Here is a 22,902-nt window from a genome sequence, read left to right as displayed (position 1 = left end):
CAATGTTTTTTTGGCAGGGAAAGAATCTAACCGGGTCGAGTAACGTTCATGGAATCGGAAGGAGCTGGATGGACGCAATGTGTGAATAAGGGACGGCTTCCAGGATTATCGGAGGTCGACGGAAATCTGTGACAGTTCATTGCCTGGGGTGAAGGACATGTCGAAAACCATTCTGGAAGGTTTCGAGTACTACGTGAATCTGCGGCCTGACGCGATTGCTGTTATTGACGGAGATCGAGAGATCTCCTACCGCAGGCTGGATGAAGACAGCAACAGGGTCATCGCGCGCCTGCATCTAATGGGGGTCGGCAGTGGAAGCGTCGTCGGGATTTACATCGACCGCTCCTACGAGATGATCCTGGCGGTGGTTTCGACACTCAAAGCGGGGGCTTGCTATCTGCCTCTCGATCCGGCGTATCCCCCGGACCGATTGCGCTTCATGATCAGGGATTCGCGGTTGCGCATTCTGCTCAGCACCAAGGGTTCGAAGCTCGGCGACCTTGACTGGTCGGGGCCGGTGATTCGTCTGGACCATGTTTTGAGTGAGTCGTCAGGGGAGCAGGCGCCAGAAGTCGATGCGGCCGACCCCGACGATCTGGCCTATCTCATCTATACCTCCGGGTCCACCGGTGAGCCGAAGGGCGTGGCGATGCGTCACGAGCCGCTCGTGCATTTGCTGGATTGGCAAGTGGGCGACAGTGTGGTGAGTCCGGGCGAGCGCACCCTCCAGTTTGCTCCCCTCGGTTTCGATGTATCGTTCCAGGAAATCTTCGCCACTCTCGGTTCCGGTGGTTGCCTGGTCATGATCGATAATGAACTGCGCCTGAACGGCTCGGCGCTTCTGAAGGTCATCGACGACCGGCACATCAATCGACTGTTTCTTCCCTTTGTCGCTCTCCAGTACCTTGCAGAAGCAGCGGAGTCACAAAAGCTCTACCCCGCGAGCCTGAAAGAGGTGATTTCAGCGGGGGAGGCCTTGCAGATCACCGACAGTATCGAAGCGTTCTTCAGCGCGCTGCCGGGCTGTCGTCTGCAAAACCAGTACGGCCCTTCGGAAACTCACGTCGTGACTGCCTGCACCCTCCAGGGCGTGCCCGAGATTTGGCCGCGGCTTCCATCCATCGGGCAGCCCTTGCCCCACGTGCAGGTTCATCTGCTCGACGAACAGCAACAAGCGGTGGCGGAAGGAGAGGAGGGAGAGATTTGCCTCGGCGGGGCATGTCTCGCTCGGGGCTATCTTCACCGCGAGGACTTGACCGCGGAGCGGTTCATCACAGTGGCGGGTAAGCGTGTGTACCGGACTGGCGATGTGGGCCGGCGTCGCGGTTGCGGGAACATCGAATACCTGGGTCGCCAGGACGGGCAAGTCAAGATTCGCGGCTTCCGGGTGGAACTTGGCGAGATCGAGGTCGCCCTCGGAAAACATCCGGCAGTTCTCCAGGCCGTGGTGGCGGCCCGCCCGGGGCGGCAAGGTGACAAGCGCATTGTGGCCTATCTCAAGGGAGAAAGGGTATCGACCAGCGAACTCCGACACTTCCTCTCGCAATCATTGCCCGAGTATATGCAGCCGGCGATGTTCGTGTATGTGGAGGACTTCCCGCGCACCTCCAGCGGCAAGATCGATCGACGCGGCTTGCCGGAGCCCCCTGGCGAAAGACCGGATCTGGGTAACCGCTTTGTAGAGCCCGCGACGGAGTTGGAGCAGCGGGTGGCGGGCTTGTGGGAAGAGTTACTGGAGGTGGCGCCGGTTGGCCGGCAGGACAGCTTTTTCGACCTGGGCGGAAATTCCCTGCTGGCCATGCGCTTTGTCGAGCGCATGAAGCAAGAGGGTATAAACCTTCAGCCGGTGGACCTGTTTGAACATCCGACCGTCGGAGCTCTGGTCGATTCGATTAGCGCACGCCGGAGTTGTAGCCCGGCCCCATTGTCGTCCGCTGAGGCGCCTCGCTCCCGGTCCGCAGCCAGAAGAATTGCCATTATCGGCATGGCAGTGAAGTTTCCCGAGGCCAACTCCCCTGATGAATTCTGGGAGAACCTTCTTGAAGGCCGCGAGTCGATTCGGTTCTTCACTTCAGAGGAGATTGAAGCGGAATCGCCCACGGCTCCATTGCATGACCCGCATTTCGTTCCGGCCAAGGGGCTTATCGATCGGCCGGCCCGGTTCGACGCCGGCTTCTTCGGGATCTCGCCACGCGAGGCGGAGATCATCGATCCCCAGCAGCGCCTTCTGCTCCAATTGGCCTGGAATGCTCTTGAAGACGGTGGCTACTGTCCGTCCGCACTTCAACAGCGGGTTGGGGTATTTGCCGGCACGGCGAACAACTCCTACTACCAGAACAACGTATCCAGGCGCCCGGATATCGTGGAGAAGCTGGGCCCGTTCGTGACCATGACCGGTAATGAAAAGGACTACGTCGCCACGCGCATTGCCCACAAGCTCGACCTCACCGGCCCCGCACTCAGTGTTCACACCGCCTGCTCCACTTCGCTGGTAGCTGTGCACCAGGCTGTACAGGCTTTGCGAGCCGGCGAATGTGAGATGGCTCTTGCAGGAGGCGCGTCCGTGTCCTCGCCCCAATGCGACGGTTATCTCTATCAGGAAGGCGCCATGTTGTCAGCGGACGGCCATTGCCGGCCCTTCGATGCCACAGCCAGCGGCACCATCTTCAGTGATGGCGCGGGCGTTGTGCTGCTCAAGCCGCTGGATGCTGCGCAGCGCGATGGGGACCACATTTACGCGGTGATCGAAGGCAGTGCAATCAACAACGATGGCGGCAACAAGGCGAGTTTCTCCGCGCCCAGTGTGTCCGGGCAGAGCACGGCTGTGCAAATGGCGCAGTCCGATGCCGGACTGGACGCGAGCGCCATCGGATATGTGGAAGCCCACGGAACAGCCACACCCCTCGGAGATCCGATTGAGGTCAAGGCGTTGACGGAAGCCTTCGGCCCCGGAGGCGACCGTGGCTGTGTGCTGGGATCGGTAAAGAGCAATTTCGGCCATCTTACGGGGGCCGCGGGCATTGCGGGCCTGATCAAGGTCGCCCTGATGGTAGAAAGAGGATGGATTCCCCCCACACTTCACTTCGAATCTCCCAACCCCGCCATCGATTGGGACCAGGCCGCTTTCCGGGTAAACCGGGAGCGGGAGCAGTGGGCGGCGGACCGGAGAATCGCCGGCGTCAGCTCCTTTGGTGTGGGTGGCACTAATGCCCATGTGATCGTGAGTGAGCCGCCCCTACGCCCGGCTTCCGGACCGGGTCGGCCCTGGCAGTTGCTGCTGCTTTCCCATCGCAGCGACAGCGGCCTGACTCTTGTCGAAGATGCCCTTGCTCACAGACTGCAGGAAACGTCCACAAATCTGGCCGACGTAGCCTGGACGCTGAACTCCGGGCGCGCTCTGTTCCCCTGCATGTCTGCCGTGTTGGCAAGCGATGCACGGGCCGCCCACGACGCGCTGCAGCAGCGCCAGCGTCCTGGATATCGGCGGTTGCGGCTTTCCGAAGATGCGGGCCGAGCGGTGTTCCTGTTTCCCGGTCAAGGAGCGCAGATGATCGGAATGGGGCAGTGCCTTTACGAGGGGGAACCGGTTTTCCGGCAAAGCATCGATCGCTCGGCGGAGGTTGTCCAGAATCTTCTTGGGGAGGACATTCGCTGTCTCATTTATCCGGCCTTGTTCGATGTTGAACCCGACAATGAAAAATTGTCGCGTACTCTCTACACCCAGCTCTCCCTGTTCATGGTGGAGTACGCGTTGGCGGAACTGTGGATGTCCTGGGGCATAGAGCCGGCCGCGCTCTTCGGGCACAGTATTGGGGAATGGGTCGCCGCCTGTGTGGCCTCCTGTCTGTCCGTGGAAGACGCATTGTACGCGGTCTACCATCGGGGCCGGCTGATGCAGGCGCAGCCGGAAGGGGCCATGTTATCGGTTCAGATGACGAGCGCCGATCTGTCGTCCCGTCTGCCGTTCGACCTGGACATTGCCGCAGTCAACAGCGCACGCAGTTGCGTTGTAGCCGGCTCCGTCTCCGCAGTTGAGGCGTTTGCGAAAATCTGTGAGGCGGAGAACGTCGCCCATCGCCATTTGCGCACATCCCACGCCTTCCACTCGCGCCTTATGGAGGGTGCGTTGGACGCGTTTAGAGACTGTCTTGGACAGATTGAACTGTTGCCGCCGAAGATTCCCTTTGTGTCCTGTCGCAGTGGCGACTGGATACGGGACGAGGAAGCGGCCTCCCTGGAATACTGGGCCAGTCAGATTCGTTCACCGGTTCGGTGTGCAGAAGCCCTGAAAACGCTGGCGGATAAAGCGCCACTGACCGCGCTCGAGTTGGGCCCGCGCAACACACTGACGACCCTGTTCAGTCAGAACATTGCCTCGCTGGATCAACAACCCCGCAACACCCGCGCAGTGGCGACCCTGGGGCAGGCCGCGGACCCGGATTCAACCTGGCCGGAACTCCTCGGTGCCGTGGCCCAGGCCGTGGCAGACGGACTGGCGCTGAACTGGCAGAACTTTTACGCCTTTGAACCGCGCCAGCGGGTACCGTTGCCCGGCTATCCCTTCGAAGGGGAGGATTACTGGATTGCCCCGCCAGCCTCTGCACCGGAGCAAACCACGGCTCCGGCTCAAAGCGCGGTGCCGCAACAAATTACTGCGCCCGCGCACACCACCACACCGGCACCCGCGACAGGAACTGTTGCATCCGGGACAGACAAAGGATCCGTCATGCCAAGCGAACGCGCGCAATTGCAATCACAGCTGGCCGAGTTGATCGGCGAAGTCTCCGGCCTCCACCTCGAGGAGGTCTCCGGTGAGACTCACTTTCTGGAGATGGGTCTCGATTCCCTGTTGCTGACCCAGGTGGCCAGTGAGCTGCGCCGCGCTTTCAAAGTGGAAGTCAGCTTCCGCCAGTTGCTCGAGGATTACTCCAACCTGTCCGCTGTAGCGGAATTTCTGTGGCAGGCCATGAGCGAAGAGCAGCGACAGTGTTACGCCAAAGTGACGGCGCCCGCCGAATCCCAGCCGGAGGCGGGGGAGATGGCTGGCGTGCAGCCGGGAAATGATGCGGTGGAGCTGGTGATCAAGACTCAGTTGAGTATCATGGCCCAGCAACTGGAAATGCTGCAGGGCCGAACGCCCGTTCGCGCTCCGGTTCAGCACCCGCCGATGGTTGCGGCACGGTCCACGCAACCGGTCGAAGCTCCGTCCCGTGACACGGATGTGGCTTGGCCGAATGCCCCTAGGCGTGCCTTCGGCGCCCAGACCCGTATCGATACCGGCCGCACTCAACTCCCCGCCAGCATCCAGTCCAACCTGGATCAGTTCGTGGCAAGCTACGTGGGCAAGACTCCCACCTCCAAGCGGTTCACCCAGAACAATCGCCAGCACCTGGCCGACCCGCGGGCCGTTTCCGGGTTCACACCGCTGTTCAAAGAATTGGTTTACCCCATCGTGGTAAAGAGCTCCGACGGGTGCCGGCTCTGGGACCTGGACGGCAACGACTATGTGGATCTTGTCAACGGATTCGGCAGCAACTTTCTGGGCCACGGGCCGGACTTTATCAAACAAGCCCTTCACAAACAGGTGGAGGCGGGGCTGGAGATCGGGCCGCAATCACCGCTCGCCGCGGAAGTGGCAGCACTCCTGTGTGAGCTCACGGGAATGGAGCGCGCAGCCTTCTGCAATACGGGCTCGGAAGCAGTCATGGGAGCGATACGCCTCGCCCGCACGGTGAGTGGCCGCCAGCGGGTGGTACTGTTTGACGGCGCATATCACGGGATCAATGATGAAGTCATCGTACGCGCGGGAAGAGGCCGCAGTATTCCAGCGGCCGCAGGAATCCCCCCTGAAGCGGTAGCCAATGTGGTGGTTCTGGATTACGGCAGCGACGAGGCCCTTGCCTATATCCGGGATCATGGGGACGATCTGGCCGCAGTGGTGGTGGAGCCGGTGCAGAGCCGTCGCCCGGACTTGCAGCCCGGTCGCTTTCTCACCGCCCTGCGCGCCGCAACCGCGGAAAGTGATGTGGCGCTTGTCTTTGACGAAGTCATCACCGGATTCCGGATTCGTCCCGGAGGGGCACAGGAATATTTCGGAATCCGCGCCGATCTGGCCACCTATGGGAAGATTGTGGGCGGCGGCATGCCCATAGGAGCCATCGCCGGAAGCCGGAAATACATGGACGCACTCGATGGTGGCTACTGGACCTACGGCGACGAATCCGTTCCCGAGATCGGGGTAACGTATTTCGCCGGGACGTTCGTTCGCCACCCGCTCGCTATGGCTGCGGCCCGGGCGGCGCTGCTGCACCTCAAGGAGCTGGGACCGCAGCTGCAACGGAGTATCAACGAGAAAACATCAGAGTTCTGTGAAACGGTCAATCAGTACTACCGCCTCCTGGGTTTCCCTTTCAAGCTGAAGAATTTTGGGTCTCTGTTCAAGATTGGCTTTGACGACTCCCAGCCTCTGGCGAGCCTGTTCTTTTACAAGCTGCGGGAGCTGGGTGTGCATGTCTGGGAAGGGCGTCCTTGCTTCATTACGGTGGCGCACCGGGATGAAGACATGGACTTCCTGGAACGCTGTTTCATGGAAGCGGCGGACTTCATGCTCCAGAACAGCTTCGTGCGCGACGGATCCGAGAGCTTGACGGCGCCGACTACGCACCGCTCCGGGGGCAGTCCGAATGAGGATGTGCCGCCGCCGGAACCGGAAACGGGCCGAGCGCTTACAGCAAAGCCGCTACCGGACCGGGTTCTGCCGTCCACCGAAGCCCAGCGCGAAATCTGGTTGGCCGCACAGTTGGACGTCGACGCAAACTGCGCCTACAACGAATCGCTTTCCCTGCGGCTTCGCGGTCCCTTGAAGGAGTCCGCCGTGGCCGCAGCGATTGATGAGCTCGTAAGCCGACATGACGCGCTGCGAGCGGTGTTCAGCGCGGACGGCCGGGAAATAACACTGCGCGGCGAGCTGCCCATGCGGCTGGATGTGGTGGACCTTTCCACCCGGGCCCTCCAAGACACCGAGCAGTTATGCGACGAGCTTCGCGCTGCGGCGGTAGCCAGCCCCTTCGATCTACGCGAGGGGCCATTGTGCCGCTTCCAGCTCATACGCTTGAGCGACCTCGAACACATTCTCCTGATGACCTGTCATCACATCATCTGCGACGGCTGGTCCATCTACATGCTGGCCAAGGAACTGGGCGAACTGTATCGCGCGGAACTGGGGGGAGCCGGCCCTGCGACTTCATCCAGTTTTGCGGGCTACATTGAGTGGGAGCTTTCCGAAGAGGTCCAGGAAAAACGGCGAGCCAGTCTAAATTATTGGAAAGAGAAGGTTTCGGCCACACCGCCTTATTTCGAGTTGCCCACTGACAACCATCGACCGGCGGTCAAGTCCTATGCTGCTCTGCGCATTGACCGACAACTCGATGGCGAATTTGTCGCCCGTGCACGCAAGCTGGCATCGACGCACCGTGCAACCCTTACTTCGGTGATGATTGCAGGGTTCGTAGCCTTCGCCGCACGATTGACGGGACAGAGAGAGGTGCTTTTCGGCCTGCCCTTCGCGGGCCAATTAGCGAAGGAGGACCTGTCTGTGGTCGGCCACTGCGTGAACGTTTTGCCCATGCGGATTTCCGTGTCACCGCATCAGAGCTTCGAGGCGTTGATCGCAGCGGTGCAGGCGGATATGCGGGCGGCGCTGGACAACCAGTATCTCACATTTGGAACCCTTCTCCAGTCCCTGGACGTGCAGCGCGATCCGTCGCGACCGCCACTGATATCCACCGTGTTCAACGTGGACCTCAACAGCGACGACGACTGGAGTTTTCCCGATCTCGACGCCGAGCTGGCTTCCAATCCCCGATCCTTCGAAGTCTTCGATCTCAATCTGAATATAACCGTGGATGGCGACGGCGCACGCTTCGAGTGCACCTTCAATCGGGATCTCTGGGAAGCAGAGACCATACGGGCCCGGCTGGAGGAAGTTGAAACCCTGTTCAACCATGGGATCGCATATCCCGAGACACTCGTAAAGGACCTCGATCTTCTGCCGGATTCCGAGCGCCAGTTGCTCGAAGAGTGGGGCCGGGGTCCTGTTCGGAGTAGAGCCGAAAAGAACCTGAACCATTTGATTGATTTGCAACGGCACGCTGATTCGCCCGCCGTGAGCTGTGGCCGGGAATCCCTCAGTTACCGGGAGTTGGATGAGCGCGTCGGGCGTTTGGCCAACTATTTGTCCGAGCGTGGCGTGCAGTCCAATGATCTGGTCGGCGTACTCCTGGAGCGCTCCTGTGAGGTGGTGGTGGCGCCTCTCGCAATCTGGAGAGCGGGCGCCACGTACGTTCCAATGGACCCAGGTTATCCTGCGGACAGGCTGCGTTACATGGCCCTGGCGGCGGGTATATCAATGCTTGTTACGGAGGGAGACCTGGATCACGGCTTGGGGGAACTGCCTTGTCAGCGGGTCTACCTCGATCGTGAGGCTGGCGATATCCGCTCGTGCAGTGATCGGAAACTGGAGGCGGTGGCCGCGGCAGAAGACCCTGCGTATGTCATCTTCACTTCCGGCTCAACGGGGAAACCCAAGGGCGTCGAGGTCTCCCACGGGGCCCTGATCAATTTCTTGCACAGCATGGTGGCGCAGCCCGGGGTCGACCCGCGGGACCGTCTGCTGGCCGTTGCCACTGTGTGTTTTGACGCTTCGGTATTTGAGCTTTTTCTGCCACTGATTGCCGGCGCGGAACTGCACATAGCCGACTGGGAGGCGGTCCTGGACGGGTATCGTTTGAAGGCGCTGATCGAGAAGCACTCGATATCGCTGATGCTGGCCACGCCCACGACCTGGCGGCTTCTTCTGGCAGCTGGTTGGTTCCCTGGGGAGCATTTCAAGGTTCTTTGCGGGGGCGAGGCCTTTCCCCCGGACCTGGCTGGGGAGCTTCTGGAAACTGCCGGGGAGGTGTGGAACGTGTATGGGCCCACCGAAAGTACGGTGATCGCGTCTGCACATCGGATCGTTGCAGAAGACCTGTCCGGCGCCATCCCCATCGGACGCCCGGTCGAGAACGTCCGATGCTACGTGCTGGACGCCCAGGGTCATCGTCTCCCGATCGGGGTTCCGGGAGAATTGTACGTGGGTGGATGGGGTCTGGCGAACGGCTATCTCCACCAGCCTGACCTTACCCGCAACCGTTTTGTGGACAACCCGTTCGGCGATGGCCATTTGTATCGCACCGGGGACCTTGTGCGTTGGCGCCCGGATGGCAAGCTCGATTACTTGGGTCGGGAAGACCAGCAGGTGAAACTGCGGGGCTTTCGCATCGAACTCGGGGAGATCGAAGCAGTGTTGTCCACGCATCCCCAGGTTCTGGAATGTGTCGCGACTGTACGCGAGTATGGAGAGTCCGACCGTCGCCTGGTGGCCTACGCGCGAATGGCCGAAGGGGCCTCTTTGAATGGCACCCAAATGCGCCGGTACCTGCGAGGGTTTTTGCCGGAGTACATGATTCCCCAACTCTTTGCGAAGCTGGAATCCTTACCCATGAACGCCAACGGTAAGGTCGATCGCAACGCGCTCCCGGATCCCATGCAGACCCAGCCGATGGAGGTGCCCGCAAAAGTCAGTAGCGAGACTGAGCGGGTTCTCGCAGATATCTGGACTGACCTTCTCAAACGACCACAGGAAAACTCCAGTGACATGTTCTTCGATGTAGGCGGTCACTCGCTCCTGGCTCTCGACATGATTGCACGGGTGAAAGAACGACTCGATGTCACTCTCAGCCCCGTGGATATATTGCTCAACTCCCTGGAGCAGCTTGCGGCAAGAGTCGACGGAGAACGGCGAGCGAATGAGGAGCTGGTACCGGGGGACGACGGCGCTGGAGACCACGCCGGGAAAACCGAAGAGGCAGCGCTGGAAGACCTTGGGCCGCCCCTCGCGCGAAACAAGTCCGGTTTCATAGGCCGGCTGCTGGGGCGCTGATCAACCATTCCGTTAGTGACGAGAGGAAGCATGGAAGTATTCTTTTTCGGTCCCGCCTCGTGCCAGCTACTGGGGGTCTACCATCCGGCGGACATGACCCGGGATTGCTACCAGGGAGTAGTGCTGTGCTATCCCTTCGGCCAGGAATACATGCGGGCGCACCGGGCTTATCGGCAACTGGCGTCTTCCCTGTCTCGCAAGGGCTTCCATGTACTGCGGTTCGACTACCGTGGTACAGGGGATTCCAGCGGTGATTTGGCGGAGGTGAGTGCCGAGGATTGGTTGCAGGATATCGACTCCGCAGTCCAGGAGCTGCGCGATATGGCGGGTGTTCACACCATCACCCTCGTCGGCCTGCGACTTGGCGGTCTTCTGGCCGGCATAGTGGGGGCTCGCCGCCAGAACATTGCCGGGCTGGTCCTGTGGGATCCATTGGTCAGTGGGGCTGAATACCTAGACCAGCTCCATCGGCGGATTACGGAAGTACCTGAACACAAGCAGCTTTCCAACTTCGAGGATGCCGGCGGCAACCTGCATTTCAATGGTTATTGTATGCCGCCTTCGTTTCAGGAAACCCTTTCAACACTCAACTTGCGGGAGGTTACACCCACGTGTCGACGGATACTGCTAGTCCAATCGCACCAGGCCGGACAATTCGAGACACTCGCGAAGACGTGGGAACAGATCGACGGTTTCGAGAGTCGACACACGCCAGCGGAACACGACTGGAATTACGTGGACCATGTAGGGGGGATTCTAATGCCCCAGCCGGTACTGCAGGAGATCTCGAGCTGGATGTAGGTGTACGGGAAAGCGTCTTGACTATTGGCGGTCCAGTGCCCCTCGCGGGCATTCTTACTGAGCCGCGGAAGTCGAATCGGGACGACTTGGCATTGTTGCTGCTGAACTCGGGAATCATGCACCGGGTCGGTGCCTGTCGGCTCTCGGTGCGCGTGGCGCGCGCTGTGGCTTCAGAAGCTGGAATCAAGGCGCTGCGTTTTGATTTTTCCGGGATTGGTGATAGCGAGCCGCGGCGAACCGGCCAGGTGGACTTTGACCGGGTCGCGGTGGACGAGGTAATCGAAGTTATGGATTACCTCCAGGAGACCCGCCATGTGGATCGTTTCGTGCTTTACGGGCTTTGTTCCGGTGCTCTGGTTGCCTGTCGCGCGGCCGAAAAGGACACGCGGGTGATGGCAGTTGCTCAACTTGATGGCTGCAGCTATCCGACGCCCCGAGGTTACCTGCGTTATTACGCCAAGCGAGTTCTGTCCCCACGCCGCTGGCGCAAACGCCTCATTCGAATTCTGGGGGGAAGCGCGGAGAATGTCTCAACGAATTCGGTCCTCACGGGGCGCAGGGTGGATTTCGAAGTCCCTGATTTTGCCCGGGACCCTGGCAAGCGCCAGGTTACGAAGCAACTGCAGGCCTTGATGGATCGTGATGTGCACCTGAAATGCGTTTTTACCGGCCAGGAACCCTACTACTGCTACCCGCGACAATATCGAGACTGCTTTAGCAACGTTGATTTCGGGGAACGCCTGAGTGTGGATTATTATCCGAATGCGTCCCACATCTTTACGCAGCCAGTCTATCAACAGCAGGTTGTGTGGGACCTGAGCCGGTGGATTGCAAGCATTACTGCGGGTTCGCGCCAATCGCCTTAAGATCTCTTCGGCTCCGGTGGAAATGATCGCGCCAGCCGTGGTATCAAGCGTAATCCGTGTCGGCGCCGGTTATGAACCATTGCTCATAACGCCCCAGGCTTTTCAACGTAACCGGATCGCGAACGAAAAGGCTGACGGTCTTGGTATCGTCGTTCCGCAAATGGAGGCCCGCTCGTCGCAGAACCCGGTCGCTTCCCTCATTATAGCCGAAGGCCGAGATGCTCTCGAAACCCTCCTTTCGTAAGCGCCGCTGACAAGCGATCAGTGCCGCGACCAGTGCAGCTTCCCAGGCTCGGCCGGGCTGTATCTGCCAGTCGAGTAGAAAGGCCTGCTTCATGCCCGGATGCTGGCGCGATTCCCGCAGAGCGACCGCAATATAACCGACCAGATCGCCCTCCCTGCGCAGCCCGAGCACCTCGATCTGGTCGCGAGGATTGTCGAAAAATCGCCAGTTGAGGTAGTCCGAGGTGCGCTGGAACTCGATTCCGTGGTGCTGCATCTGCGCCAATGATGCATCGTCCGCCCGGGAGAAGCGTCGGACCGGCGCCATTTCTACCTTTGCCCTGGAGGCGAGCGCCTTCCCGCTGAGCACCAGTGAGTAGCCCAGATCGTAGATGGAGGTCAGGGCGCCGGCCAAGAGCGGATTGTGAATTCGCGAACTGAAATAACGCCGGCTGTTGAGGATATTCTTGTATACGCTCTGGTTTGGCATCCTCTGAAACAGCTTGGACATGATCCCCAGGGAGTTCCTGTTGCTGCCGAGCGCGATGATCGGAAGTCCCATGCTCTGTAGTTTGAGATTCATCCAGACCCCGAGGCCCTTGCGGTCCAGTTCGGGCCTGACTACGAGATCCATCACTTTGATCGCCTTGGTGGCGCCGCCATTAACCAGCAGGCGAACGGACTCGACGCCGACGAATCCGAGTATCTCCTGATCCTTGCAGAACACCCAGATTCGGTTGTCGTTGAAATCGAGGCCGGTGTCATCGTCATCAAATCGATATCGCCAGCGAAGGTAGGCGCGGTCCTCGTTCGCGGTTCTGTGCACAAAGCCCTGGCGGATCCGAACGATCTGGTCCAGGTGTGAACTATTGGCTGTGTGGAAATGACTGGGCATGTCGGCCGAATCGATCGCCAGGAAACGGGCGACCAGAGGCTCCACTTTTTCCAACATCAAATTGTGTATACCCGCATTTGGTCGTTCCGCGGGCCTCGGACGGCTGTTCTCCGCACCGATACCGGATGCCCCAAATCTCCTGCTATGTGCTTGACTCCAGATCATGGCGAGCTCCTTGCCGCAGAGGCCCCAAAGAACGCTGAAGGATGCCCGGCGATCCGCGTTTGGCGCAGTCGCGCGATGAGGTGGTTTCGCTTGGCCGAACATCCTTGTCCGGACGGGTGCCCGGTGTAGTAAGTGACCGCGGGCCACCCGAAGATTCCTGTGGTAGACACCCCGAGCGGATGATCGTTTCCAATATCCCACCTTCGTGAGCTAAGTGGGCGCGTAGCATTCTGTGGGGCCCGGTTGTGGGTGGAAGATCTGGACACATCGGAGGTGCGGCGTCAGGCGGGATAATGATTTGGCCGCGTTGGTCTTCATTTTTCTGTCTTTTTTGCCGAGGACCGAAACAAAAAACGGAACAGAATCAGGATCAATGTTGCCTTATGGATTGCCTGGCTCATTATGCCACGCGGCACATGGAACCGACCCGGGTCGGCGCCAAGGTGACGCGGGGTGCTAACCAGGGAAACAATCGAAACGGCGTCATGATGCCGCCCGGTGCGGCGCAATAGCGCAAAGCGGAAGCGCGACTTTGACCATAGATTGGTCGAAGTAAGTGCGATGGAAATGTGCACGGAGACCAAAATGGTTTATAGAGAGAAGATTCGCAGTTTCATTCTTGAGAACTATCTGTTTTCCGACGATCAGACTCTTCTGAACGATCATGATTCGTTCCTCGAGAAAGGAATTCTGGATTCGACCGGGATACTGGAGCTTATTTTCTTTTTGGAGGAAGAGTTCAGTATTCAGGTCGCGGAGGGCGACATGATTCCCGAGAACCTGGATTCCGTCAACAATCTGATAAGTTTTCTGAATACAAAGAAAGCGGCCGCGTGACGCTGTTTCCTGCCAGGGCTGCGGGTATACAACATTTTCGCGTCCCACGAGCCGTACGCCTTGATTGTTTCTATTCGGCTTGCGCTACCACTGTAGCACGCCCCACGACCTTTTCCGGTTCAGCGGAGGGACAGGACGAACGTGTTCTTGCGAACTCTCGCCGTGTTGAACGTGTAAATGCCATGGATTGGAGCGAATCGCAACGGTGACTGAGAATCTTGATGAAATACTGCTGCGCCGCGTTCGGAAGCACCCGCAGCAGGAGGCCATCGCGCAAGGCGATATTCGCCTTTGCTACGGGGAGCTGTGGGATCGCATCGAAGACCTGGCGCACACCTTGAGCGCGTTGGGGCTGTGCCCAGGGGAGCGCGTTGTGCTGCTAATGGAAAACAGCGCCGACTATGTCATAGCCTACTATGCGACGCTTCGCGCCAAGGCGGTGGTGGTGCCGCTGAACACGACCTTGAAATCCGAGCAGGTCGGCCATCTGATCCGACACGCGGAAGCTCGCCTGGTATTGCACAATGGACAGCTTTTGCGACACGGGCTGTGGAAGAGCGCAGGCCAGGTCCAGTATCCGGGGCATGGCCGCGTCATTGCCATCGACGAATGCGACGCTCCGGGGACGGCTCAAGGCGGTACGACGGACGATGAAGCGCTTTGCAGCATCGTCTATACCTCCGGTACCACCGGAGAACCGAAAGGTGTCATGCTGAGTCACGCCAATCTGGTGAGCAACACACGCGCAATCGTCAGTTACCTGGAGCTCACGGCGAACGACAGGGGAATGTGCGTCCTGCCGTTCTACTACGCTTACGGAAACTCGGTGCTCCATAGCCACCTGGCGGCAGGTGCGTGTCTGGTGCTGGAAAACAGTCTGCTTTATCCACAGCAGGTGCTGGCGCACATGCAGGAGGAGTCCGTTACTGGATTTGCGGGCGTTCCATCAACATACCGCCTTCTGATGCGCCGTTGCGATCTGTCCAGGCATCCTTTGCCGCGGCTGCGGTATCTGACACAGGCGGGCGGCGCGCTGGCGCCCGACGATGTCCAAAAGGTTCGCAAGGGGTGGCCGCACGCCAGGTTTTACGTGATGTACGGTCAGACGGAAGCCACCGCGCGACTCTCCTATCTGCCGCCGGATCAACTCGAGAACAAGCTGGGGACCGTGGGTGTGCCGGTTCCGGGTGTCAGCCTGAAGATCATGGACAATCAGGGCCGGGAGGTTCCTCGGGGGGAAACAGGTGAGATCTGTGCCCGTGGTCCCAACATCATGCTTGGCTACTGGCGAAACGAGGAGGCAACCGCAGCAAGATTCTTTGGAGAGTGGCTGCGTACGGGTGACATGGGTCACCAGGACGAAGACGGCTTTATCACCGTGGTCGGCCGACGGTCGGACATCATCAAAACGGGCGATCATCGGGTGGCGCCGGAAGAAATTGAACAGGCCATCGCGTCCCTGGACGGTGTTCAGGAAGTCGCTGTGGTGGGAATTCCGGATGCGATCCTGGGGCAGGTCATCAAGGCGTTCGTCGTTGTCGCTCCTGGCAGGGAGCTGTCAGCCCGGGATGTCCTGCGGCACTGCAAACAGCATTGCGCCCAGTACAAAATACCCAAGGAGGTCGAGTTCGCAAGCGACTTGCCGAGGACTGCTTCCGGCAAGGTACAAAGGTTCAAACTCATGCAACTCGATCTCACCGCAAACTGCACATAAGAGGGGCTAGCCGTGACGGTAGACATTGATCATATTGCCAAGGAAATTTTCGCTTTCGATGCTCATGCGGAGGCCGAACGGATTGCGGGAAAGCTGCGCTCCATGCTCCGGAACAAGCTGAAAAAGCGCGGGCTGGTAGTGGCGGTCTCGGGTGGAATCGACAGTGCGGTCTCCTGTGCGCTGGCCGTCAAAGCGGTTGGCGCCGAGAGGACTTTTGCACTGCTGCTTCCGGAACGGGACTCGTCCTCCAGTAGTGAGCAACGGGGCAGAACGCTGGTTGAGCAGCTTGGGGTTCGATATCTGGTACAGGATATTGCCGGGGTTCTCGAGGCCGTCGGATGCTACCAGTGGCGTGACGAGGCCATTCGGAAACTGTTTCCGGACTACGGAGACGGCTGGAAGAACAAGATCGCCATCAGCGGAGGCGTAGAGGGAGCCATAAACCACTTTCGCATTGTGGTGGAGGATCCCGAGGGAAATCGTTACCAGAAGCGATTGGGTATCAAAGAATACCTCACCATTGTCGCGGCCACCAACTACAAGCAGCGGGTCCGAAAAACGATCGAGTTTTTCCACGGAGACCGTTTGAACTATGCGGTGGTGGGGACGCCGAATCGGGTCGAGTACGATCAGGGCTTCTTTGTGAAAAACGGCGACGGCTCGGCCGACCTCAAGCCGATTGCCCATCTCTACAAGACCCAGGTGTATGCTCTGGCGAAAGACATGGGGTTGCCGGCGGAGATCTGTAACGCCGCCCCGACCACTGACACTTACAGCCTGTCACAGGGGCAGGACGAGTTCTATTACCACTTGCCGTATAAGGAAATGGACGTGGCCCTGTGGTGCTTCAACAACGACAAGTCGGCGTTGTACCTGGCTGAGTTGCTCGGCATCAGAACAACTGAAGCCGAGTACATTTATGGGGATATCGCCAGCAAGCGACGAACGACCGCGCCTCTGCATTGGGCGCCGTTACTGGTAGAGGATGTACCGGGGCCACTTGGAAACCCGAAGCAGATGGCGGAAACAGCCCCGCGCCGGGAGCTTGTGCAGCAGGGAGCGTAGGCGATGTGCGGGATTGGGGGCCACGTTACGCACCGCGGGCTCGTGGGCGATGCCGGAATTGCGACGAGAATGGCCGCCCAGCTTGCTCACCGGGGCCCTGATGGAGCGGCCTTCTACACGGACGATCAGGCGTTGCTGGTGCATACCCGCCTGGGCATCATCGACCTGGAGACTGGAGCGCAGCCGCTGTGCAACGAAGACAGAAGCCTCTGGCTGACCTGTAACGGTGAGATCTTCAACTACGTGGAGTTGCGAGCGGAGTTGACCGCGCGAGGTCATCGCTTTCGCACCGGTTCGGACTGCGAGGTGATTCTCCACTTGTACGAGGAGTATGGCCTCGACTTCGTTGACCATCTCAACGGACAGTTTGCCTTCTGTCTCTGGGATGCGAACTCTCGCACAGCCGTGCTGGTGCGGGACAGAGTGGGTATCGCGCCGCTGTTCTATTCCGAGGACCGGCACGGGCTCTGGTTCGCATCGGAGGTGAAGGCGATCATTGCAGGCCGACAGGAACGCCCCTGTCTTGATCTCGATGGGTTCAATCAGCTACTGCATTTCTGGGCCCCTGTCGCACCGAACAGCGTGTTCGCCGGAGTCCGGGAGCTGCCTCCCGGGGAAATGGCGATTTATTCCCAGGGTCAACTGACGCGAAGACGCTACTGGGATCTGAACTTCCCCGCCCGGGACGACTATGAACCGCTGGGCGCTGCCGGCGCCGCGGAACAACTCCGGTGCCTGCTGAGTGAAGCAACCGAGCTTCGGCTCCGGGCCGATGTGCCGGTCGCAGCTTACCTCTCAGGCGGTCTCGATTCATCGGTGATCACCAGCTTGATCCGGCAATGCTCTACTGCGCAGTTGCGAACCTTCTCCCTGACTTTTGCCGACCAGAATCTGGATGAGTCCGGCTATCAGGCTGAGGTGGTGAAGGCTTTGCGCACGGAGCACAGCAGCGTGCGCTGTGACCATGAGCAAATTGGCGCAGCCTTTGAGAAAACGATCTGGCACACGGAAATGCCCATCGTCCGCAGTGCGCCCGTTCCCATGGGCTTGTTATCCGGCCTGGTCAAGCGGGAAGGGATGCGCGTGGTGCTGACAGGGGAGGGCGCGGACGAGGTGCTGGGCGGATACGACATCTTCAAGGAAGCGAAACTGCGCCGCTTCTGGGCCGCGAATCCCGAATCCACTTGGCGGCCACTGCTGGTGCGAAGGCTGTATCCCTATTTGCAGCTTTCCCGCGGCAAGGCCCACGGCTTTTTGGCAAACTTCTTCGGCAGCGGAGTTGACCAGCCGGAGCATCCGTTGTTTTCCCACCAGCCGCGGATCAATACCACCTCCAGGATAGGGCACTTCCTCTCGGAGCAAGCCCGTGCGCGCATGGGCACTTCCCCGGAGGCGGAGTTGCTCGAGTCGCTGCCGGAGCCGTTCCATGACTGGTCCTTCTTCTGCAAGGCTCAATACCTCGAAATGAAAACCCTAATGTCCGGCTACCTGCTCAGCGCACAGGGCGACCGAATGCTCATGCAGAACGGGGTCGAGGGGCGGTTTCCGTTTCTGGATCACCGGGTCATCGAGTTTGCCAATCGCCTGCATCCGAGACTGAAAATGCGTGTTCTCAGAGAGAAGCACATCCTCAAGGAAGCGATGGCGGGTGATCTTCCGCACACGGTACTGAACCGCCACAAGCAACCCTACCGCGCGCCCATGAGCAGTGCATTTTTCGGGTCGGTCGAACCCGACTATGTACGCTATTTGCTGGACGAAAAACGTCTGGCGGAGTTCGGCTATTTCGACCCCCGCAAGGTGAGTCTGCTTTTGAAGAAAATCCGTGCGGGCCGCCCACTCGGATACAAAGACAACATGGCTTTCATGGTGATTCTTTCTACGCAGAGCTGGCATCAGCAATTTATTGCTGAGTATCCCCAACGTTTTGCCGTAGCCGAGCCCAACCCTTCTCTGCAGAAGGTCGCTTGAGCGAGACGTGCTTTGACGCCGGCGGCTGTGGTTGTCCGGCAGGCCCAAATTCACCCCCGGGCATGATAAACTTTGGTTTTACGCTCAGGCATCCCCCTGCCAAACGTGTGGGAATTGCAGGCAACGACCTGCGGCTGCGAGCGACGAACCCATTGCGAAAATTTAGGTCAGGTTCCATGGTAAATGTGCAGATCAGCGATTCGGCGCAGGCGTACTTGAAAGAGCTGCTGGACAAGCAGAACTGCGAGGACATCGGCATTCGAATGTTTGTTTCCAACCCCGGTACACCCAAGGCGGAAACGTGCATCGCTTATTGCCGGCCGGGAGAGGAGCAGGACGACGATGAAGTGATGGAACTGAATGGTTTCCGAGCCTACTTCGAGGCGCGCAGTGTGCCTTTCCTGGATGAGGCCAGTGTGGACTATTCCCCGGACCGCATGGGCGGGCAGCTGACCATTCGCGCGCCGAATTCCAAGATGGTCAAGGTGACCGACGACAGTCCGATTGAAGATCGAATCAACTACGTCCTTTACAACGAGATCAATCCGGGGCTCGCGGCCCATGGTGGTCAGGTCAGTCTTGTCGAGGTAACCGAGGACAGTATGGCTGTTCTGGAGTTCGGCGGTGGCTGCCAGGGTTGCAGCGCCATCGATATCACACTCAAGAATGGGGTGGAAAAGGCCCTGCTGGAGCAGGTGCCGGGCCTTGCCGGCATTCGCGACGTCACTGACCATTCCGACCGGGCCAACGCGTACTATTAGGTCCAGCCATTCAGCATCGCGTTAATCAGGCCCTGTGCGCGTGCTTCCCTCAACTATTGCCCGGCAGCAGTCGGAAGCTGATCAGCAGATCGTTGGCCAGTAGTGCTTTGTGGAGTGTGGTGAATTTCCGGGGGCTGAAAGCGCTGATAGTGGTCTGGATTTCCTGGCAATCCCGTGACCGGGACGCCACATAGGAATAGCCATCCATTTTCAAACCCTCGCGGCCGAGTATCTCCGTCAGGCGCAACTCCAAATCCGCGACGTCGAGCTGAGCCTTCACTACAAGACGTGCATAGTGCCGCGAAGGGATATGTGATTCCAACCAGCGGAACAGCGAGAGGGTGCCGAGCACCAGGACTCCCGCTGCGGCGCCGATCGCATAGAAACCGGAACCCAGGATGATGCCGATCGCTGCGGTGATCCAGATCGAGGCGGCGGTGGTTAGCCCGCGTACCGTTTGCCGGTCGTGGAGGATTACGCCAGCCCCGAGGAAGCCGATCCCAGTCATGATGCCCTGCGCCATGCGAGTGGGGTCCACCCGTATCGTGGCAAGCTGGTCGGCAGGTACCGCCAGCCATTGATATTGCATCAGCAGCATCAGCAGGGCCGAAGCCACACACACCAGAATGTGGGTCCTGAAGCCGGCGGCCCGCCCGTGGTAGGCGCGTTCCGCGCCGATAGCACCGCCTGCCAGGGTTGCGGCCATTAAACGCAGTCCCGCTTCGATCAGTTCCGAATCCATAGACTTCTACATAACCTCCAACTGTGGCGAAATCGTTTCGATTGAGACAATAGTCCCGTTCGAGTATTCACTCGTTCAGCAGGAAATAGCCCGGTTTCTGGACGGGGGAGGAGAGTCGAAGAGGGAAGAGAGGAGGGGGAAGGAAAAATACGGCGGCAATGCCGCCGTATTCTGTAGAGCCCTTAAGCCGGTTCTACGTTTTCAGCTTGCGGACCTTTCTGGCCCTGACCTTCAGTAAAGCGGACTGCCTGGCCTTCCTGAAGAGTACGGAAACCGTCGCCTACGATGTTGCTGAAATGAACAAAAAGGTCTGGACCGCCCTCACGGGTAATGAATCCATAACCTTTGCTTTCGTTGAACCACTTGACGGTTCCGGTGATTTTGTCAGACATTACTTTAACCTTTGTTCTAATGCTGCTTTGCAGCGTTTTATTCCGAGTGGGGAGGGAGATCAGGTAGGAGCTGTTCGATAATCGAGGTCAGTTCTGAGCTGAGGGGGTTTCCCAACGCACTCCGAAAGAGTTTAGAGCGCCTCACAGGGCTTGGCAATAGGCCAGAAAGCCGAAAAAGTGGAAAAAACGGCAATCTTTACCTGTTTTCACGGCTCATTTACGGCAGTTTATGGCCGATCCGCACAGCGGAACCAGCTACCACGGCTGAGCAGTCGGTGGGAGGGTTGGAACTATTGACGGTCGTTCGCGCCGATGGTCGGGTGGAAGGCCAATATACCGGCGGTCACGGCCACATTGAGTGACTCCACTCCATTGCGCATGGGGATGTGAATCCGCTGATCGCACAGGGCGCTCACTTCCTCCGATAAACCTTCCGTTTCGTTGCCAAGGACCAGGATCCGGGGAACATCCAGGGTGTGGCCGAGGGCCCGGCTGTTTTCCAGGGCCAGTCCAAAAACGTGTATGCCCTGGCTCCTGGCGGCCTGTAACGCGCCGGGAAGCTCATCGCAGAAAAGTATCGGGGCTCTGAACAGGGTCCCCGCACTGGCCTTGATTACCAGGGAGTCCAGTTTGGCACAGCCGCGTCGTGGCAACAGCAAGCCGTCAACGTAACCGGCACATACCGAGCGGATGATCATCCCGAGGTTCTGAGGGTTGGTGATCCGGTCCAGCGCGATCAGGGTGAAATCACCGGGTTCTGTTTTGAGGAAATCCGCGAACTCCCTGAAATTTCCCGCGATGATATCGGCGGCCACGCCCTGGTCCTGCTTGCGGTTCCGGGAAATTCTTGAAAGGCCCATGCGGTCGTGCTGCCGGACCTCAATGCCGCGCCGGCGGCATTGATTCTCGATGTCCCTCAGCACGTCGTTGGGCTTGTTGGAGTCCGCCAGATGCACCCGGAAGAACTCGATACTGTCGTCATGCAGGGCTTCCTGAACCGGTTTACGCCCGTAGATGGTCAGCAGGTTGGAGGGTTTCGCGAAAGGTGGCGACACTAGCGGGTGCCATTGCAGATAGTGAGGTAGGCCGATACGGCGTTGGTCATGCCCTGATGCAGGGCATCCACGGTCAGGGCATGGCCGATGGACACTTCCAGCAACCCGGGTATCGTCGTGAACCGCGGCAGATTGTGAAGGTTGAGATCGTGCCCGGCGTTCACGCCGAGCCCAAGGTCGGTCGCATGGGCAGCCGCGTCGTGAAACCGCTGGTAGAGTGCTTCGAGGCCTGGATCCTGGTTGAGAAAAGCGTCCGCATAGGGGCCGGTGTACAGTTCGATGCGATCGGCACCAGCCTGCTGCGCCAGTCGGATCTGTTCCAGCTCAGGGTCCATGAACAAGCTGACGCGAATGCCAAGAGCGCGAAGCTCGTCGATGATGGGCATCAGGCGTTCTCCGTCCCGGCGCATGTCGAAGCCATGATCGGAGGTGAGCTGCTCGGTACTGTCCGGTACCAGAGTGCACTGGTGGGGCCGGGTCGTTCTGACCAGTTCCATGAACCCCGGATAGCTGCCGAGGGGGCCCGCGAAGGGATTGCCTTCCACGTTGAATTCACGACCCGGGTACTCTGCCACCAGTTCGGAGAGCTCGTCCAGATCCCGGGGTCGGATGTGACGTTGGTCCGGGCGCGGGTGAACGGTGAGGCCATCGGCGCCCTGATCCAGACACAGCCTGCCGAATGCTCTGACGTCGGGGTAATTCCCGTCCCGGGAGTTGCGGATCAGCGCGATCTTGTTCAGGTTGACGCTCAGTGCGATGCTCATGGGGCCCCTTCACCTTCCACCACAGTACCTTCGACCACAGTGGCTTCCAGGATGCGCACCATTTCATTGGGGGCGTGGGGGTAGGCACTGTATTGGCCCCGGGGGAGCTCCAGGATTTCATCAATCACTTCCCAGCCATCGAGCACCTGACCGAATACGGTAAAGCGCGCGTCATCCAGATGGGGATTGTCCACAACATTGATGTAGAACTGCGCGCTGGCGCTGTCCGGGTCGGCGGTTCGCGCCATGGCAAGGCTGCCGGCGGTATTCTTCAATCCGTTGTCTGCTTCGTTCCTGACCGGGTCGCGCGTTTCTTTCTCTACGAAGTCGAAGGTCAGCCCGCCGCCCTGGATCATGAAGCCGGGGATCACACGGTGGAAAATTGTCCCGTTATAGAAGCCATCTTCCACGTACTGAAGAAAGTTTTCGACGGTCAGGGGGGCTTTCTCTGGATACAGCTCCACGGTGATGGGCCCGAGATCCGTGTCCAGTTGAACCACCGGATTGGTGGCGAAACACGCGTTGGCAAATATCAGGAGGAGGGCACAGGCAAAGGTTCGACTCAGCTTGGCGACCATTTCTATTCCTTGCAGGCTGCGGAGGACATGTGGGTGCGCAGCTTACCAAGAGTGCCCGGATTTTTCATCAGGTGGCGTGGGCCCGCTGGACGGGG

14 protein-coding genes are annotated in these 22,902 nt (G+C 59.4%); 8 read left to right on the top strand and 6 right to left on the bottom strand.

The annotated features are described in order from the left end of the window. Positions 1 to 157: 157 nt before the first annotated feature. Genes ACURWW_RS01865 through ACURWW_RS01855 form a run of 3 tightly spaced genes read left to right on the top strand, consistent with a single transcriptional unit; the run spans position 158 to position 11,646 of the window. Positions 158 to 9,979 carry an amino acid adenylation domain-containing protein gene (locus tag ACURWW_RS01865; protein ID WP_445615312.1) on the top strand — a complete coding sequence of 3,274 codons (9,822 nt, stop codon included), beginning with the start codon at positions 158 to 160 and terminating at the stop codon, positions 9,977 to 9,979. A 30-nt stretch (positions 9,980 to 10,009) separates the two neighbouring features. Further along, positions 10,010 to 10,780 (top strand): alpha/beta fold hydrolase, encoded by a 771-nt coding sequence (locus ACURWW_RS01860; protein ID WP_445615311.1) that lies wholly within the window; start codon positions 10,010 to 10,012, stop codon positions 10,778 to 10,780. Between the two features lie 17 nt (positions 10,781 to 10,797). Continuing rightward, entirely contained in the window at positions 10,798 to 11,646 is an 849-nt protein-coding gene (locus ACURWW_RS01855; RefSeq protein ID WP_445615310.1) for an alpha/beta fold hydrolase, read from the top strand. Between the two features lie 43 nt (positions 11,647 to 11,689). Here ACURWW_RS01855 and ACURWW_RS01850 read toward each other — a convergent pair whose 3' ends face one another. After that, entirely contained in the window at positions 11,690 to 12,823 is a 1,134-nt protein-coding gene (locus tag ACURWW_RS01850; protein WP_445615309.1) for a hypothetical protein, read from the bottom strand. A 690-nt stretch (positions 12,824 to 13,513) separates the two neighbouring features. Here ACURWW_RS01850 and ACURWW_RS01845 point away from each other — a divergent pair. The 5 genes from ACURWW_RS01845 to nfuA all read left to right on the top strand — a co-directional run bounded on the left by ACURWW_RS01845 (position 13,514) and on the right by nfuA (position 19,276). Further along, entirely contained in the window at positions 13,514 to 13,765 is a 252-nt protein-coding gene (locus tag ACURWW_RS01845; protein ID WP_445615308.1) for an acyl carrier protein, read from the top strand. Between the two features lie 205 nt (positions 13,766 to 13,970). Next, positions 13,971 to 15,479 carry a class I adenylate-forming enzyme family protein gene (locus ACURWW_RS01840; RefSeq protein WP_445615307.1) on the top strand — a complete coding sequence of 503 codons (1,509 nt, stop codon included), beginning with the start codon at positions 13,971 to 13,973 and terminating at the stop codon, positions 15,477 to 15,479. 12 nt (positions 15,480 to 15,491) lie between these two features. Beyond that, positions 15,492 to 16,544, top strand: coding sequence for an NAD(+) synthase (gene nadE, locus ACURWW_RS01835; protein ID WP_445615306.1), 1,053 nt, complete (start codon positions 15,492 to 15,494; stop codon positions 16,542 to 16,544). A 3-nt stretch (positions 16,545 to 16,547) separates the two neighbouring features. Further along, entirely contained in the window at positions 16,548 to 18,515 is a 1,968-nt protein-coding gene (gene asnB / locus ACURWW_RS01830; RefSeq protein ID WP_445615305.1) for an asparagine synthase (glutamine-hydrolyzing), read from the top strand. A gap of 176 nt (positions 18,516 to 18,691) precedes the next feature. After that, on the top strand, positions 18,692 to 19,276 hold the full coding sequence (gene nfuA, locus ACURWW_RS01825) for a Fe-S biogenesis protein NfuA (protein WP_445615304.1): 585 nt from the start codon (positions 18,692 to 18,694) through the stop codon (positions 19,274 to 19,276). Positions 19,277 to 19,325: 49 nt separating this feature from the next. Here the strand turns inward: nfuA and ACURWW_RS01820 are convergent, their stop codons facing one another. From ACURWW_RS01820 to ACURWW_RS01800, 5 genes are all read right to left on the bottom strand, one after another. Beyond that, on the bottom strand, positions 19,326 to 20,018 hold the full coding sequence (locus ACURWW_RS01820; protein ID WP_445615303.1) for an MgtC/SapB family protein: 693 nt from the start codon (positions 20,016 to 20,018) through the stop codon (positions 19,326 to 19,328). A gap of 182 nt (positions 20,019 to 20,200) precedes the next feature. Beyond that, complete coding sequence (locus ACURWW_RS01815; RefSeq protein ID WP_445615302.1) at positions 20,201 to 20,410, bottom strand: cold-shock protein; 210 nt, start codon at positions 20,408 to 20,410, stop codon at positions 20,201 to 20,203. 290 nt (positions 20,411 to 20,700) lie between these two features. Next, positions 20,701 to 21,465 (bottom strand): TrmH family RNA methyltransferase, encoded by a 765-nt coding sequence (locus tag ACURWW_RS01810; RefSeq protein WP_445615301.1) that lies wholly within the window; start codon positions 21,463 to 21,465, stop codon positions 20,701 to 20,703. Next, on the bottom strand, positions 21,465 to 22,229 hold the full coding sequence (locus ACURWW_RS01805; protein ID WP_445615300.1) for a pyridoxine 5'-phosphate synthase: 765 nt from the start codon (positions 22,227 to 22,229) through the stop codon (positions 21,465 to 21,467). Before ACURWW_RS01805 ends, ACURWW_RS01810 begins: the two co-directional genes overlap by 1 nt. Then, on the bottom strand, positions 22,226 to 22,807 hold the full coding sequence (locus ACURWW_RS01800) for a peptidylprolyl isomerase (protein ID WP_445615299.1): 582 nt from the start codon (positions 22,805 to 22,807) through the stop codon (positions 22,226 to 22,228). The genes ACURWW_RS01805 and ACURWW_RS01800 overlap by 4 nt, the downstream gene beginning before the upstream one ends. Positions 22,808 to 22,902: the final 95 nt, after the last annotated feature.

It is taken from the genome of Gilvimarinus sp. F26214L (assembly GCF_054401055.1).
Note: the sequence above shows the minus strand (reverse complement) of the source record. Positions and strands in the feature narration are given on the sequence as shown.